Below are 16,604 nucleotides of genomic sequence, written 5' to 3' on the forward strand. Positions count from 1 at the left end.
GAGGAGACAACCATGTACGTCAACGCAGGCCCGAGACTGGATCGTTTGCCGATGTCGCCGTTTCATCGCCGTATTATGTGGCTGATCGGCATCGGCATGTTCTTCGACGGCTTCGATATCTACGTCGCATCGACCGTGCTCGGCGCGACGCTGCAAAGCGGGTTTTCCACGCTCGCGCAGAACGCATTGTTCGTGTCGCTGACCTTTCTCGGCATGATGCTGGGCTCCCTCGGCACCGGCTTTCTCGGTGACCGTTTCGGGCGGCGCTTCACGTATCAGGCGAATCTCGCGATTTTCGGGCTCGCATCGCTCGGCGCGGCACTCGCGCCCAACATGGCGGTGCTGATCGCGTGCCGCTTCGTGATGGGTCTGGGCCTCGGCGCGGAGAACGTAGTCGGCTATTCGACGCTGACGGAGTTCGTGCCGCCGACCAAACGTGGCAAGCTGCAAGGGCTGATGGCCGTATTCGTCGTGTCCGGTTTGCCGGTCGCGGGGCTGATCGGCTTGCTGCTGATTCCGTCGCTCGGCTGGCGCGCGATGTTCGTCGTCGGCGGTCTCGGCGCGCTCGGCGTCTGGTATGCGCGCAAGTCTTTGCCCGAGTCGCCGCGCTGGCTGGAATCTGTCGGGCGCGACGACGAAGCCGAAGCGATCATGTCGCGCATTGAGGCCGAAGTGACGCACGCGCGCGGCGGTGAACCGCTGCCGCCACCGCTCGTGACGAAAGCATCGAATGCAGCGCCGATGTCGTTCGGCTCGCTGTTTTCCGGTGCAATGCTGCCGCGCATGATCGTCGGCTGCGTGACGCTCGTGGTCATCAATACGCTGCTGTACGGCTTCGTCACGTGGCTGCCGACTTTCTTCGTGCATCAGGGCATGAGCATCGCGAAGTCGTTCGGCTTCGCGCTCGTGATGTCGCTCGGCGCGCCCATCGGCAGCGGCATCGGCGCGTTGACGGCGGACGCGTGGGGCCGCAAGCCGACCATCATCGGCGCGTCGCTCGCGGCCATCGTCTTCGGAGCAATCTATCCGTTCGTTTCGAGCGCGATGCTGCTGCCCGTCATCGGCCTCCTGCTCACCATTCCCATTTACGTGCTCGTTGCGCTGCTGTTCGCGGTGTATGTGCCGGAGCTCTTTCCGACGCCCGTGCGGCTGCGCGCCTCCGGCATCTGCAACACGCTCGGACGCGGCGCGACCATCGTCACGCCGTTCATCGTGGTGGCGCTCTTCGCGCAGCATGGCATTGTCGGCGTGCTGGCGCTGATGATCGGCCTGCTCGCCATTCAGATCGTCGTGGTGGCGTGGCTCGGCGTCGAGCCGACCGGCGAACGCCTCGAAGATCTCCAGCCCGATTCCGCCGACCTGCACGATGCGCCCGAGGTGCGCCCGGCGCACGCATCGCCTTCGAAATAACCGAACTCAGGAAAACACATGGACACAGCAAACCCGAATCATCTCGATGCTCAACTCTTTATCGATGGCGAATGGACCGATGCGGAGAGCGGCCACACGATGGACATTGTCAATCCTGCCACGGGCGGCGTGATCGGTGCGCTGGCCGCCGCGAGCGCCGGCGATGTCGATCGCGCGGTGCAGGCGGGACATCGCGCATTCGATGCCGGCACGTGGCGAGACATGCCCATCCAGCAGCGCGCGCGCATCCTGAATCGCTTCGCCGATCTGTTCGAGGCGGACCTGGAGCAGTTCTACAAGCTGGAGACGCTCAACAACGGCCGGCCGATCTCGGAGACGCGCGCGCAGATTTCGCGTTTGCCGCAGTTCTATCGCTATTTCGCGGCGCTCGCGCTCACGCGGCGCAGCGACGTCATTCCCATCGAAGGTCCGTATCTCTGCTATACGCAGCGTGTGCCGCTCGGCGTCGTCGCGTTGATGACGTCGTTCAATCATCCGCTCATGATCCTGTCGAAGAGTCTCGCGCCGGCGCTTGCAACGGGCAACAGCGTCGTCATCAAGGCATCGGAGCAGACGCCGTTGACGACCGTGCGGCTCGTGCGCTTGCTCGACGAGGCGGGCGTGCCGAAGGGCGTCGTCACCGTGGTGAACGGCGAAGGGCGCGAGGCCGGCGCGGCGCTGGCTCGTCATCCGCTCATTCGCAAGGTAGTGTTCACCGGCGGCACGGAAGTCGGGCGCTCGATCGGCGAAGCGGCGGCGCGCAATTTCGCGCTCACGACGCTCGAACTCGGCGGCAAGGGCGCGGTGATCCTCTTCGACGATTTTGACATGGAGCGCGCAGTGAATGGCGCGGCCTTCGCGGCGTTCATCGGCGCGGGGCAGACCTGCGTCTGCGGCGCGCGCATCCTGGTGCAAAAATCGATGTACGCGGAGTTTCTCGAGCGCTTCCGCGCCAAGGCGTCGCAAATCCGGGTCGGCGATCCGACTGATGCCAAGACGCAGCTCGGCCCTGTAATTTCGGGCCGCTCGCGTCAGCGAATTCTGGCCATGCTGGACCGCGCAAAGCAAGCCGGCGTGAAGTGCCTGATCGGAGGCGGCGTGCCGCAGGGTCTAACGGAGGGATTTTATCTCGAACCCACTGTGTTGTACGACGTGCCGCCGGAATCGGAGATGGGGCAGGAGGAAGTGTTTGGCCCGGTCACTGTCATCATGCCGTTCGATGATGAAGCCGACGCCCTTCGCATCGCCAATGCGACGCAGTTCGGTCTGGCCGCATCCGTGTGGACGCGAGACGTGGCGCGGGCGCATCGCGTGGCATCGAAGCTGGAGTTCGGCATGGTATGGGTGAACGACCATCACCGGCTCGATCCCGCATCGCCCTGGGGCGGTTTCAAGAACAGCGGCGTGGGGCGGGAGACGGGCATCGAGTCGTTCGATCAGTTCAGCGAGCCGCGCGCCGTCACCGTCAACACGAGCGGCAAGACCGTGGACTGGTACGCCGACGACGGCGAACTTAAGCGGCTCAATTGACGACGGGCTATGTGCGCGGGCCGCAAGCGGCCATGTACACGACCAGAGACTTTCTCGACTGGTATCCGAATACCGTGCGAGCGGTGACGAATGCCATCGTCGAGGCCCAGCGTTGGACGGCGCATGCAACACCCGAAAAGGTCGCCGCCGCCGTACCGCTGCAATATGCGCTCGCCGAAAAGGATGATGAAACCACGTACGACAATCGTTCCGTCGAGAATGCGGACAAGCGTTGAACCGAGGAGACGACACATGAATAGCGACGTCCGCATCCTGGCGGAGGGCTTGATGTTCCCCGAAGGACCCGTGGCGATGCCCGATGGCTCGGTCGTACTGGTCGAGATCGAGCGCGAGACGATCAGCCGCGTATCCGTCGACGGCAGGGTGAGCGTCGTCGCGGATACAGGTGGAGGGCCGAACGGTCTCGCTGTGGGTCCGGACGGCGCTTTCTACATCTGCAACAACGGGGGATTCCTGTTCCGTACCGTTGCGGGGCTCAATCGCACTCGGGCGGGTATCCATCCAGGCTATACGAGTGGGCGGATCGAACGGTTCGACCTGCGCACGGGCACGCTGACGACGCTCTACGACCGCTGCGGCGATCATCCGCTGTGCGGGCCGAACGACATCGTGTTCGACCACGAAGGCGGTTTTTTACTTCACTGATTTCGGCAAGAACCGGCTGCGCGATCGCGATCACGCGGGTCTTTATTACGCGCGAGCCGACGGGTCGATGATCGTCGAAGTCGCGTATCCGCTTACTACCGCGAACGGCGTCGGTCTGTCGCCCGACGATCGCGTGGTCTACGTCGCCGAAACAGAAACGGCGCGCTTATGGGCGTTCGACTTGGAGGAACCCGGCCGGGCGCGCAAGCATCCGTATCCATCGCCGCACGGCGGACGTCTCGTGTGCGGGCTTCCGGGCTACCAGCGATTCGACAGCCTGGCCGTGGACGCGGCAGGAAACATTTGCGTAGCGACGCTCGTCACCGGTTGCATCACCGTCGTCGCGCCGACCGGCGAGGTGATGCGGCAAGTCATGGTGCCCGACGGCATGGTGACGAACATCTGCTTCGGAGGCGCCGACATGAAGACAGCGTATGTCACGATGTCCGGCACCGGGCGTCTGGGTGTGCTGTCGTGGCCGGAACCCGGATTGAGGCTAGCTTATTCGTGATTGCCGGGCTGCTGCTGCGCGCTTGCAAGCAGGTGTTTGAGGAAGAGCTGGACGGGTGCGGGAAGTGACTCCGCCTCACGCACGCGGATTTTCCAGTGCCGCTCGGCCCACGGTTCGTCCAGCGGGACAGCAACCAGCGGCGCCGAGCTGACGTAGCGCTCGGCGTGATGCTCGGGCACGAGTCCCACGCCAAGGCGCGCCTCGACCATGCTGCGCACCGGCTCGAAGCCATTGACCCGGATAGACAGTTTGAGCGGATGGTCGAGGTCTGCCGCCGCCCGCAACACTAGCGAATTCAGATAGCTTCCTTCCTGAGGCCCCACGAGCGGATATCGCGCCACCTCGCGAAACTTGAGACGGCCGGCACGGCTCAGCGGATGATCGGGCGGCATGATGACCACGAGGCGGTCGCTTCGGTACGGATAGACCTGCAGGCCGGCAGTTACCGTGGTGCCGCCGAACACGCCGATATCGGCAGTGTTTTCGGAAACGGCGCGCACGACAGCAGGGCTCAGGCTCTCCTGAAGGTCGATGCGCAAAGCTGGATGGAGATCCAGGAAATCGCGGATATCCTTGGCGATGTACTGGACGATGGTGGAGAGGCTGGCGTGTAGCCGGATCTGACCGCGAACGCCTTCCGCGTGGTCGAGCAATTCGCTTTCCATCTGCTGGATGTCGCGCAGAAGCGTCCGTGCGTGTTGCAGCAGTGCTGCCGCCGCGACGGTCAATTCCAGACCCTTGTTGCTACGCACGAACAACGCCGTCTTGAGGATGTCTTCGAGCTGCGACATGCGCTTGCTGAGCGCCGAAGCCGCGATGTTCTCGAATTCCGCAGCCCGCGCGATGCTCCCGTGTTCGCAGACGGCGACGAAAAGCTTCAGCGATTGTAGATCGAAACGCAACTAAGTCTCCTAAGCGTGGTCCTCTCGCAGCGAGCCTTTCGTGCGAAGCCAGGATAGGCACTGAGTCAGTGGCAAATCAATTAGCGTCGAAGTATCGCGGTCGACGGTCCGGCCCTAACAAACAACCTTACCTCACGCGCGCTTAACCTCTCGGCATCACACCGGCTCGATGCAGATCCGCAGATACTGAGTTTCCAAAGGAGGCTTTCTAACCGCATCCGTGTGCAGCCCGCGGAGATGTTGACGCTTGTTGCATCGCGCACGTCAGCTGGCGGGTTTGATCGACGCATACCAGCGTGGGTAATAGCGACGCACGACCTCACCGGTGGTTGCCAATGCATGACACCGGTTCAGCTGAAACGGCCGCTCGCGATTCTGCGCATCCCGTGCGCGCTGATTCGCCATGGTCTGGAAGGCGAGCGTAGCCAGGACGCCGATCAGATCCGTCATATGCGTGCAGCCGCGCGTGCCGCCAAGGCGTTCCTTCACAGCCGCGCTCAAGCCCGGCGCAATGCGTAATCCCACGAGTTTTCCGTAGTCGGGCGCGATGCGGTCGCACACGTTCTCATAAGGATGCGCATCGAAGCACGCCTCGGCGGCGACGATATGCATCTCGGTATCGATCGTGATTCTCAGCGACATGTCGTGAATGGGCTCGCCCGCGCGACGCGTGCCGGCGGGTCCGATCTTGTCGTGTGTCTTGACATCGACGAGGCGCGCTTCGAGGTCGTAAAGACCGCCCGGCCTCGCATAGCCATTCGCTTCGATACGCCGTGTGTGCAGCAATTCCCGCTCTTCGATAGTGGACAGTGGCATCAGCAAGCTCAATGAAGGGCGATGCCGGAGCAAGCCGGCTTCGCATGTGAAGAGACGACTGCATCGATTCGATGCATACGGTATCGCAATGCATCCGCGAGCGAAGACTCTCATCGATCCGCTTGCGCGCATATAGAATATAAATTATATTTTTGGCACGGGGAACCAAGGAGGAGCAGTGAATAGTCCATTTGAAGACGTCCAGATACTGGACCTGACGTGGGAATTCGGCCGCTACGTGGGCCGCCTATTCGGGGATCTCGGTGCGCGGGTCACGCGTATCGAACCGCCGAGCGGATTGCCTGACCGGCAGGCGGCGACATCGGCGGACGCAATCGAACGCGAGCCGGCGGTCTATGAATTCGAGTTCTTGAACGCGGGCAAGGACAGCATGACGCTGGATCTGGCCTCCGCGAAAGGCCGCGAAGCGTTCGCGGCGCTGGCGCAGGCGGCGAATGTGATCCTGCTCGAGCGCGGCGGTCCGTTGTATGACGAACTGTCGTGGGTGCAGCAGCAGGCTCCGCTGGCGGTCGTGACGTCGATCTCGCCTTTCGGACGCACGGGTCCGTGGGCGGATGCGCCCGCGACCGATTTGACGCTGCAGTCGGCGGGCGGCATCGCCTGGCTGTCGGGCCGGCTGACCGATGCGCCGCTGCGCTTGCCGGGCCTGCAAGCGACGATGGTCACGGGCGTGTACGCGGCAACGGCGACATCGCTGGCGCTGTACGACACGCTGGCCACGGGCCGCGGTCACGAGGTGGACGTATCGGCGCAGGAGTGCATCGCCCACTCGTTGCAGAACTCCATCCAGATGTGGGACTTCGAACGCAAGGTGTCGATGCGTGGCGGCGAAGGCACGCGAGACGCGAGCGAGGACATGTTCGCGTGCCGCGACGGGTTGATTTTCCTGGCGGCGCCGCGCTCGCTGGGCGTGTCGTGGAACGCGCTCGTGGGCTGGATTCAGGAGACGGGACATCCGTCGGCGGAAGAACTCACGAAGGAGCGCTGGGCGGATCGCGTGTGGCGGCTCACGGGCGAGGCGAAGTCGATATTCCGTCAGACGCTGGAATCGTTCACGCGGGACTACACGCAGGATCAACTCACGCAAGAGGCGCTGAAACGCAAGATCGTGATGGGCCCGGTGGCCCGAGTCACCGACGTGCTCGACGATCCTCAGCTGAGACACCGCGAGTACTTCGAGCAGGTGGAGTTGTCGCTCGCGGGCGCTCGCGTGAGCTTTCCCGGCGCGCCTTATCGATTGTCCGAGCCCGTATGGAAGCTCAGGCCCGCCATCGCCGGCAACGAACAGCCGCAGCCGGCGTGACACAAGAAGAGGAGACTTCATGAAGCCTGATTTCCTTGAAGGTGTTCGCTTTACCGATCTCACATGGGCCGGAGCAGGGCCGTTCGGCACGAAGGTGTTCTCCGATTTCGGCGCTGAAGTGCTGAAGATCGAAAGCACCACGCGCCTCGATTCAGTGCGCACGGCCGGTCCTTACAAGGATGGCGTCTTCGGACTGAACCGCAGCGGTTACTTCGCGTCGCGCAACACGGGCAAGAAGAGCATCTCGCTGAACCTGAAGACCGAGGAAGGCAAGCGCATTGTGCGTGAACTGGTCGCCAAGTCGGATGTCGTGTCGAACAACTTCGGCCCCGGCGCGATGGACCGCTTCGGCTTCGGCTACGAGGCGCTGCGCGAGATCAAGCCCGACATCATTTATCTGTCGATGCCGATGTACGGACAGGACGGCCCGCGCGCGAACCTGCTCGGCGTCGGCATGACGATCAGCGCCGTCACGAGCATCATGTGGCAGACGGCCTATGGTCCCGCCGATCCCGTCGGTCCGGGCACGCACTATCCGGATCATGCCGCGAATCCCTATCATGCGGCGTTCGCGGTGCTCGCCGCGCTCGCGCATCGGCGCAAGACCGGGCGCGGCATGAAGATCGATCTGTCGCAGGTCGAATCGACGATCAATTTCATCGGCCCGGCCATCGTCGAGGCGAGCGCGACGGGCCACGAGCCGCCGCAAGTCGGCAATCGCAGCCGCAGCCATGCGCCGCACAACATCTTTCGCGCGCGCGGCGACGATCAGTGGGTCGCCGTGGCCGTCACGGACGATGCGCAGTGGCGCGCGCTCACCGCGATCATCGGGCGCGCGGAGCTGGGCGACGATGCATCGCTTTCCACCGCGGCTGGCCGCCTGGCCGCGCAGGATCGCGTCGAGCAGGCCGTGGCCGAATGGTGCGCAACGCATTCGCCCGACGAGATCGTGGCGACGTTGCGTGCGCAACGGATCGCCGTGTCCGAGGTCGCGCATTCGCGCAGGCTCATCGAAGCAGATCCGCAGCTTGCGCATCGGAACTACTGGCAGCACGTGCAGCATCCGGAGATCGGCGCGGTGCTGCTCAACTCGCCGCCGTATCTCATCGACGGCGAGCGCGTCGAGCTTCAGCCGCCGCCGCTGCTCGGCCAGCATACGCGCGAGGTGCTCGGCCGCCTGCTCGGCATGTCCGGGAAGCAACTCGACGAACTGAACGATCAAGGAGTGTTTTCGTGAGCAAGTGGAAAGCGGCAAGCCCGTCGAAAGCGCTGCGCCGGGCGGCAGCTGTGGTCGGCGTCGGCCATTCGGACTGGGTGGGCGACTGGAAGCGCGTGCGCGGCGGCGAGAAGCCGACCGACAGCTACGGCTACGGCGCGATCGCGCTGCGCCAGGCGCTCGACGACGCGGGCATCGGCAAGGATGAAATCGACGGTCTCATCGTCGGTCCGACGACGGCCTACGAGCGGATGTCCGAAGTGCTCGGCATCGATCCGCGCTGGGGAGATCAGGCCGATGCGGTGCTGTCGGTCGCTCAGGCGGTGACGGCGATTCAGGCGGGCCTCGCGGAGACGGTGGCCCTCGTCTACGGCAACGATCAGCGCTCGGCGCAGATCCAGTACGGCGGCCCGCAGGCAATGGGCGGCGATGCGTTTCTCTCGTACGTGTATCACTCGCCGTGGGGCCTCACGTCGCAAGGCGCGCTGTATGCGCTGACGTTCCGCGCCTTCTGCGAGGCACGCGGCTTCGAGCCCGATGACCTCGGGCACGTCGCGGTCGCGCAGCGCGCGTGGTCCTCCATGAATCCGAACGCGGTGATGCGCAAGCGGATCACGCTCGACGAATACCGCGAGGCCAAATACATCTGCGAGCCGCTGCGCCTGTACGACTACTGCATGATCAACGACGGCGGCGTCGCGCTGATCGTCACGACGGCCGAGCGGGCGGCGCGCTTCAAAAAGCCGCCCGTTTATATCGAGGCGATCGGGCGGCGCGATCTGAACCGCGGCGCCACCAGCCTCGAACCGCGCCTGACCGACTTCTACCTGTCCGCGCAGCAGGACTGCGCGCGTCAGGCCTACGAGATGGCCGGTTTTGGTCCGAAGGACATGGACCTGTTCCAGGTGTACGACAGTTTCTCCGTGCATGTGCCGCTCGCGCTCGAAGGTTACGGCTATTGCGCGGTCGGCGACGTCGGACGGTTTCTGCGCGAAGAGGGCATCGGGCCGGGCGGCAAGCTGCCGACCAATACGGGCGGCGGGCACTTGTCGGAGACCTATATGCAGGGCTGGGCGCATCAGATCGAATGCGTGCGGCAGGTGCGCGGCGAATGCGGCGAGCGTCAGATCGACGACTGCCGGCACGCGCACTACACATCCGATGTCGCCGGCAAGGCTGTTTCGATCATCTATAGCCGATAGGAAATCCACATGACTGAAACACCCGCCGAAGCGCCGCGCACGCCGCAACCGGTGATGGGCATGTACGACGCACCGATGTGGCAAAGCATCCGCGATGGCGCGCTCAAGCTCCAGCACTGCACGTCCTGCGACACCGTGCTTTACCCGCCGGGGCCGGTCTGCCCGCACTGCCTGTCCAGCGAACTCGAATGGCGCGGCGTGTCGGGGCGTGGCACGGTGCTGTCCTGGGTCGTCTTTCACAAGACCTATCTGGACGCATACCCGGCGCCCTACAACGTGATTGCGGTGCGTCTGGAAGAAGGCGCCGTGCTCGTCTCGAACCTTGAAGCGCCGCTGCCCGAGGGAAGCTGGATCGGCAAGCAAGTCCGCATGATCTTCAAGCCGATGCCCGACGGTTTCGTGCTGCCCAAATTCGTGCTGGATACGGACGGAACCCGCGCCTGAGCGAGCGCGCATTCGAGCGTCTGACAAGGCGGATCGGAAGCGTTCTGGCGCATGCCGGGTGCGGCTGGCCGAGGACCATATATTTTATTCGCCCCTTACAATGTCCTCCGTGCCGGACGGCGAACCGCTCCGGCAGACACGACAGGCTCGGGCCAGCCGCGGATTTGCGCGGCGGGGCCGCGAGCGGACAAGGCAGGACACTCTGGGGTTCATATGGTGTTTCGAACAAAGCTGGATCAGGTGGCCGAGCGGCTGAGAGAGCGGATCATCTCGGGCGAGTACCGGCGGGGAGAGAAGCTGAAGCAGGCGGAGATCGCGGAGGAACTCGGCGTATCGATCACGCCGGTGCGCGAGGCGCTCAAGGCGCTCGAAATGGAGGGCTTCGTGCTGAGCATCCCGCACAAGGGGCTGCTCGTGCCGGAGATAGATCGCAAGAGCGTGCGCGAGATCTTCGAGTTGCGCGTGGTGCTGGAGCGCCGGCTCACGGAGTGGGCGCTCGAAAAGATCACGGACAACGAGATCGCCGAGCTGCGCACGATCCATCGCGAGTTGAGCAAGTTGACGAAGGCGCGCGAGCCGTTCCCGGTGCGTGCGGCCAACGTCCGGTTTCACTTTCGAATCTATGAAATCGCCGATCGCCCGCAGACGCTGCAGTTCGTCCGGGTCTTATGGGCCAAGTATCCGTTCAACTTCCACGACGACCAGGCAGCCCGCTTCAAGCAACTGCTGCACGAGCACGAAGAGATCCTGCGCCGGCTCGAAGAAGGCGATCGTGCTGGCGCGCTGGCGGCAATGGTCGAGCACATCGAGGCCGGCTGGCATCGTGTGGAGAAGAACGCCACGGAACCGGCGAAAGAATGATCGCGCCGGAACGGGAAGCTGGACCTTTTCCAGGGGACGCAGGGCAACCATGAGCACTTCTCGCAATCCCGTTTCACCTGTCGGCGCGCCGGGCGCGCGCCGCACGCTGATCGTGACCGGCGGCTCGCGCGGCATCGGCGCGGCCGTCTCGCGGGGCGCCGCGCGCAGCGGCTATCGCGTCTGCATCAATTATCGCAATGGGGTGGAGGCCGCCGAACGGCTCGCCGACGAGATCGTTTCATCGGGCGGCGACGCATTCGCGTGGCAAGCCGATACGTCCGACGAGCGCGCCGTCGTCGCCATGTTCGATGAGGTCGCGCGACGCTATGGCCCGCTGACCGATCTCGTCAACAATGCGGGCGTGAGCGGCGGCTCGACCCGTCTCGCGGACCTCGACGTCTCCGCGTTGCAGGAAACCCTCGCCGTCAACGTGATGGGCTATTTCCTTTGTTGCCGCGAAGCCGTGCGATGCATGTCAACGGCGCGCGGCGGCGCGGGCGGGCGCATCGTCAACGTGTCGTCGGTGGCGGCTACGCACGGATCGGCGGGCCGGCGCGTGCACTATGCGGCATCGAAAGGCGCGGTCAATTCGCTGACCATCGGCCTCGCGAAGGAAGTGGCGCGCGAGGGCATCCGCGTGAATGCGGTTTCTCCGGGCCTCGTGTACACCGATTTCAACGAACCCGGACGCATCGAGCGTCTCGCGGACGAAGTTCCGATCGGACGCGGCGGATCGCCGGAGGAGATCGCCAATGCGATTCTCTGGCTGCTGAACGACGACGCAGGGTATCTGCTGAGCGCCAACCTGGTGGTGTCGGGCGGCCGGTAGTCACATCGGGGAAATCTTCCCGAACTGATTCGGATAGCGAACGTTTTTGTGTCGCTTCGGCGACGATGCGAGCGTCGGTGCAAACCCTCGTTCGACAGAAGCGCGTTGTCCGGATGGAAAATATAATTTATATTCACGACATCACTTTCAGGAATCGCGTTGCCGGCCAGCGAAGCCCGGCAACCAAAAAGGAGACGATTGTGCGCTGGAGATCTCGCTACTGGGTGTATCTGATGCTGTTCGCGCTCGCCGCGATCAACTATCTGGATCGCGTCGCGCTGTCCGTGTCGGCCGGCCACGTCCAGGCGGCGCTGGGCATCGACAAGGTTCAGCTCGGCTATCTGTTCTCTTCCTTTCTCTGGGGTTACACGCTCTGCCTGATCCCGATGGGCCTGCTCATCGACCGATTCGGCTCACGCTCGGTGACGGCCTTCAGCATGGCGCTCTGGTCCGCCGCGACCGCGCTGACCGGCGCGGCCACGTCGATGGGCGGCGTCGTCGCCGCGCGCGTGGTGATGGGTGTCGGCGAATCGTGCTGTTATCCGGCGGCTTCGCGGATCATCCGCGAATGGGTGCCGAGCAGCGAGCGCGGCACTGCGATGACGGTGTTCAACTCGGGCGCGTACTTCGGTCCGGCGCTGGGTGCGGTGGGCTTGTCCTGGCTCGTATCGGTGCTCGACTGGCGTATCTCCTTCGCCATCTGCGGTCTCGTGGGTTTCGTGTGGCTTGCCGTGTGGCTCGCATTTTTCCGTCAGCCCGAAGAGGCCTCGTGGATTTCCGATGATGAGCGCGAAACGATTCGCCGCGAGCGCGAGACCGTATCGCAAGCGCAGGCGGTCGCGTCGCAGCCGATCGGGCTGAGCCGCATCATCGCGAGCCGCACGATGTGGGGCCTCATGCTCACGCAGGGCGCGGGCGCCTACACGCAATACCTGTTTCTGACGTGGCTGCCGAACTACCTACAGGCTGAACGCGGCATGACGCTGCTCAAGAGCGGCACGGTGATGGCGCTGCCGTACATCGGATCGATCGTCGTCTCCGTCGCGCTCGGCATGTTGAGCGACCGCCTGCTGACGGCGCGCGCGGTGGAGGCAGGACGCCGGCGCATCGTGCTCGGCTCTGTCGTGCTCGGCGGCGCGGTCATCCTGTTCGTGCCCTGGGTGTCCAGCATCGAAGGCATTCTGCTGCTCATCACGATGGCGCTGGGCAGCGTCGCGACGGGTAACGCACTCAACATCACGCTGCTCGGCGACCTGTTGCGCTCGAAGGCCGATCTCGGCCGCGCGACGGGCCTGCTGCTGATCGGCGGAAACGTGTTCGGTTTCCTCGCACCGATCGTGACCGGCTATGTGGTGCAGGCGACCGGGCGATTCGATACCGCGTTCGCGGCGGCGGGCGGCCTGCTGGTGATGGGCGCGCTGTCATCGTGGTTTCTCACGCGTTCGCCGATCGGCGAGCGTCCCGGCGCAGCGCTGCAAGGCGATGTGACGGGGCAGATCGGAGGCTGACATGAACGAACCGCTCACCGCGCCGCGCGACATTGCGAAGGCTGCGCCGCACATTGCGATACGCCCGGAATGGCTGGCGCTTCGCACCGAACCGGCACTGGAACCCGACCTGCCGATCATCGATGCGCACCATCATCTGTGGGAGTTTCCGGACAAGCGTTATCGCTCGCGGGATCTGCTCGACGATCTCGCGAGCGGACACAATCTCCGCGCGACGGTGTTCGTCGAATGCAAGACGCACTACGACACCGATGGCCCGGAAGAACGCGCGTCGGCGGGCGAAATGCGCTTCGCATTGGCCGAAGCGCGCGAGGCCGAGGCGCTCGGCACCTTCACGCGCGTCGGGGCCGCGTTCGTCGGCAACGTGGATCTGACGCTCGGAGCGGCGGCGGGGCCGGCGCTCGATCACCTGATCGATGTGTCGGAAGGGCGCTTGCGCAGCATCCGCAATATCGCCGTGTGGCACGCGAACCCGGACGTACGTCCATCGGCTGCGACGCCGCCGGCCAGGCTGCTGCTCGATCCGTCTTTTCAGGCCGGCATCGCGCAGCTGGCGCCGCGCCAGCTTGCATTCGATGCATGGCTGATTCACACGCAACTGCCCGAGCTATGCCAGCTAGCGGACAAATTCGGCGACACGCCGATCGTGCTCAATCACGTCGGCGGCCCGCTGGCGCTCGGGCCTTATCGCGGGCATCGCGACGAAGTGTTCGCGGCATGGCGCGATGACATAGCGCGGCTGTCGAGCTACGCGAATGTGCATGTGAAGCTCGGTGGCTTCGGCATGCCGCTCTTCGGCTTCGACTTCGAACGACTGACGCTGCCGCCTGATTCCGCGTCGGTGGCCGAGGCGATCCGGCCGTATGTCGAGACCTGCATCGAGGCGTTCGGCGCTTCGCGCTGCATGTTCGAGAGCAATTTCCCGGTGGACAAGGGCTGTTTCGGCTACGGCATCGCGTGGAATGCCTACAAGCGCGTGACGGCGAATCTGCCTGCGTCAGACCGCGCTGCGTTGTTTCACGACACCGCGGCCCGCTTCTACCGTATCCGATAGGGCGGCGCGCGAAGAAGCCGCATCATCCTTTCGAAACAATAAGCATACCTTCATATATTCGGAAAGACACATCGTTCTGGATGTTCCAGCGTGCTTTCCTAAGATGCATAATATAAAATGCATCGACGCTGGTGAACCGAAGACCGAATGACCAGGAGACAGCAGTGCAAGCGCAGAGAATCGGCAACACCGAAATCCGCAAGTTCGACGAAATCAGCCGGCTGCCGCTCGAAGCGCGCTGGTTGTTCCCGTCGATCGACGAAGCCATTGTCGAAGCCAATCGCGACTGGCTCGGCCCGAACCTCGTCGAACCGGGCTCGACCCGGCTGTACATGAGCTTCCATAGTTACGTCATCCGCACGCGGCATCACACCATTCTCGTGGACGCCTGCAACGGCAACCACAAGCAGCGGCCGTCGATGCCGGACTGGAACGACCTGAACACGCCCTATCTGGCCAATCTCGCCGCGATCGGTGTGAAGCCGGAAGAGATCGACATCGTGCTCTGCACGCATCTGCACGCCGATCACGTCGGCTGGAACACGCGGCTTGAAAACGGCCGCTGGGTGCCGACGTTTCCGAACGCGCGCTACCTGATGGCGCGCGTCGAATTCGAATATCTGTTCGATCAGCACCGCAGGCATCCGGAAACGCCGGTCAATCGCGGTTCGTTCGAAGACAGCGTGCTGCCCATCCACGAGCACGGACGCGCCGATCTCGTCGAGCTCGATCACGTGGTCGAACGCGAACTGGGCGAGGGCGTCTGGCTCTCGCCCGCCTGCGGCCATACGCCGGGCCACGTGTTCGTCAATGTCGGCGACCACGGCCGCGAGCGCGCCGTGTTCACCGGGGACGTGATCCATCACCCGATCCAGTTCGCCGATCCATCGCTGACGAATCTCGCCGATTTCGACGCGAAGCAGGCCCACGACACCCGGCTCGCGCTGATGCACCGCTATGCGGATACCGACACGCTGCTGCTGACCGGGCATTTCCCGTCGCCGACGGCCGGCCGCATCGTCAGTCACGGCGACCGGTTCCGCTTCGCTTTCGACGGCAAGTGACTTCAAGAACGGCCTGAACTGCGGCGGCCGGGCAGGCGGCACGAAAACCATAAAGGAGATATCCGTATGATCAGTAAGACGCTGAAGACCATCGCGATTCGCGCGTTGTGCGCGGCGGCCATGAGCGGCGCCGCGTGCGTCGCGCACGCCCAGGAGACGATGAAGATCGGCGTGATCGCGTCGTTATCGGGAGGCGGGACCGCGTGGGGCCTCGGGCTCCAGCGCGGCGTGCAGATCGCAATCGACCAGCTCAACGAAGCGGGCGGGTTGAAGCTCGCCGGGAAGACCTACAAGCTCGAACTGATCGCCTACGACGACCAGTACAACGCCGCGCAAGCGAAGACGGCCGCCGACCGGCTGGTCAACCGCGATCAGGTGAAGGTGATCTTCGGCCCGGTCGGGTCGCCCGGCGCGCTCGGCTCGCTGCCGGTCACGGAGCCCGCGAAGGTCCTGCAGTTCGTCGACGGTTATGCGCCGCAGATCCTTCGCAATCAGTGGAAGGGCGCGTACGTATTCCGCGTCAACAACAGCACGCAGGAATTCTCGACACCGATCGTTCAATGGCTGCACAAGAACTCGCCGAATGCGAAGAAGATCGGCATGATCGCGCCGAACGACGCGACGGGCCAGTCCGGCGTGCCGATCCTCACTGAAGCGTACAAGAAGAACGGCTTCGAAGTATGGACGGATGCCTACGAGCGGGGCACGAAGGAATTCACGCCGCTGCTGCTGCGCATGATGGCGCAAAACGTCGATGTGTTCGATCTCAACGCAAATGCGCCGGGTGAGGCGGGGCTGCTCGTCAAGCAGGCGAGGCAGGTCGGCTACAAGGGCATCATCATCCAGTCGGGCGGCGCGGGCATCGACGAGCTGATCCAGATTGCCGGGCCGCTCGCCAACGGCATGATGAAGTATGACGTGATCGATGAATCGCTGCCGCGCGTGAAACCGTTCGTCGCCGCCTATCAGAAGAAATACAGCGGCGTGATGAACGGCCTGGCCCCGGTGTACTACAACGCGGCGAACATGCTCTTCGAAGCGATGCGCCGCGCCGACGCGACCGACACCACGCAGATCCGCGACCAGCTCGAGAAGATGACGGGCTACGATGCGCCGATCTTCGGCAAGGTCGTGTGGACCGGCGCGAAGGACTACGGCGTCGATCATCAGTTGCTGCACACGTTCGTCATCAAGGAGGTGACGAACGGCAAGGCATCGGTGAAGGCCTTCATCACGCCGTAAAGGCGCCTTTGCGCGCGAGGCGGGC

General features: G+C 64.1%; 15 protein-coding genes and 1 pseudogene. 14 read left to right on the top strand and 2 right to left on the bottom strand.

Annotated features, from left to right (window positions below; genetic code table 11):
* Positions 1-12 precede the first annotated feature (12 nt).
* The 4 genes and pseudogenes from NCR38_RS27260 to NCR38_RS27275 all read left to right on the top strand — a co-directional run bounded on the left by NCR38_RS27260 (position 13) and on the right by NCR38_RS27275 (position 4,117).
* Positions 13-1,410: an MFS transporter gene (locus NCR38_RS27260; protein ID WP_250477856.1), complete on the top strand. Its 1,398-nt coding sequence runs from the start codon at positions 13-15 to the stop codon at positions 1,408-1,410.
* Between the two features lie 18 nt (positions 1,411-1,428).
* On the top strand, positions 1,429-2,940 hold the full coding sequence (locus NCR38_RS27265) for an aldehyde dehydrogenase (protein WP_250477857.1): 1,512 nt from the start codon (positions 1,429-1,431) through the stop codon (positions 2,938-2,940).
* Positions 2,941-2,951: 11 nt separating this feature from the next.
* On the top strand, positions 2,952-3,176 hold the full coding sequence (locus NCR38_RS27270) for an ABC transporter substrate-binding protein (protein ID WP_311394680.1): 225 nt from the start codon (positions 2,952-2,954) through the stop codon (positions 3,174-3,176).
* A gap of 16 nt (positions 3,177-3,192) precedes the next feature.
* Positions 3,193-4,117, top strand: a pseudogene (locus NCR38_RS27275) (SMP-30/gluconolactonase/LRE family protein).
* Here the strand turns inward: NCR38_RS27275 and NCR38_RS27280 are convergent.
* Together NCR38_RS27280 and NCR38_RS27285 are read right to left on the bottom strand one after the other, a co-directional pair.
* On the bottom strand, positions 4,108-5,019 hold the full coding sequence (locus tag NCR38_RS27280) for a LysR family transcriptional regulator (protein ID WP_250477859.1): 912 nt from the start codon (positions 5,017-5,019) through the stop codon (positions 4,108-4,110). The pseudogene NCR38_RS27275 and the gene NCR38_RS27280 sit on opposite strands and share 10 nt — an antisense overlap.
* Before the next feature lie 264 nt (positions 5,020-5,283).
* Positions 5,284-5,835 carry a DUF2889 domain-containing protein gene (locus NCR38_RS27285; RefSeq protein WP_250477860.1) on the bottom strand — a complete coding sequence of 184 codons (552 nt, stop codon included), beginning with the start codon at positions 5,833-5,835 and terminating at the stop codon, positions 5,284-5,286.
* A gap of 178 nt (positions 5,836-6,013) precedes the next feature.
* On the opposite strand from NCR38_RS27285, the gene NCR38_RS27290 reads away from it, so the two are divergent.
* The 10 genes from NCR38_RS27290 (at position 6,014) to NCR38_RS27335 (ending at position 16,579) form a co-directional block, all read left to right on the top strand.
* Complete coding sequence (locus NCR38_RS27290) at positions 6,014-7,159, top strand: CoA transferase (RefSeq protein WP_250477861.1); 1,146 nt, start codon at positions 6,014-6,016, stop codon at positions 7,157-7,159.
* Positions 7,160-7,178: 19 nt separating this feature from the next.
* Positions 7,179-8,396: a CaiB/BaiF CoA-transferase family protein gene (locus NCR38_RS27295; protein ID WP_250477862.1), complete on the top strand. Its 1,218-nt coding sequence runs from the start codon at positions 7,179-7,181 to the stop codon at positions 8,394-8,396.
* Positions 8,393-9,577, top strand: coding sequence for a thiolase family protein (locus NCR38_RS27300; protein ID WP_250477863.1), 1,185 nt, complete (start codon positions 8,393-8,395; stop codon positions 9,575-9,577). Before NCR38_RS27295 ends, NCR38_RS27300 begins: the two co-directional genes overlap by 4 nt.
* A 9-nt stretch (positions 9,578-9,586) precedes the next feature.
* The gene (locus NCR38_RS27305) at positions 9,587-10,021 is read left to right on the top strand and encodes a Zn-ribbon domain-containing OB-fold protein (RefSeq protein ID WP_250477864.1); all 435 of its coding nucleotides are present in this window, start codon (positions 9,587-9,589) and stop codon (positions 10,019-10,021) included.
* A 213-nt stretch (positions 10,022-10,234) separates the two neighbouring features.
* A complete protein-coding gene (locus tag NCR38_RS27310; protein WP_045456864.1) occupies positions 10,235-10,882 on the top strand; it encodes a GntR family transcriptional regulator in 648 nt (215 codons plus the stop codon).
* 49 nt (positions 10,883-10,931) lie between these two features.
* Positions 10,932-11,711, top strand: a complete 780-nt coding sequence (locus NCR38_RS27315) for an SDR family oxidoreductase (RefSeq protein WP_250477865.1) — start codon at positions 10,932-10,934, stop codon at positions 11,709-11,711.
* Positions 11,712-11,911: 200 nt separating this feature from the next.
* Positions 11,912-13,219, top strand: coding sequence for an MFS transporter (locus NCR38_RS27320; protein WP_250477866.1), 1,308 nt, complete (start codon positions 11,912-11,914; stop codon positions 13,217-13,219).
* Position 13,220: 1 nt separating this feature from the next.
* Positions 13,221-14,273, top strand: a complete 1,053-nt coding sequence (locus NCR38_RS27325; protein ID WP_250477867.1) for an amidohydrolase — start codon at positions 13,221-13,223, stop codon at positions 14,271-14,273.
* 164 nt (positions 14,274-14,437) lie between these two features.
* A complete protein-coding gene (locus NCR38_RS27330) occupies positions 14,438-15,337 on the top strand; it encodes an MBL fold metallo-hydrolase (protein WP_014193387.1) in 900 nt (299 codons plus the stop codon).
* Positions 15,338-15,403: 66 nt separating this feature from the next.
* A complete protein-coding gene (locus NCR38_RS27335; protein ID WP_250477868.1) occupies positions 15,404-16,579 on the top strand; it encodes an ABC transporter substrate-binding protein in 1,176 nt (391 codons plus the stop codon).
* Positions 16,580-16,604: the final 25 nt, after the last annotated feature.

The organism is Caballeronia sp. INML1 (assembly GCF_023631085.1).
Classification (GTDB): domain Bacteria; phylum Pseudomonadota; class Gammaproteobacteria; order Burkholderiales; family Burkholderiaceae; genus Caballeronia; species Caballeronia turbans.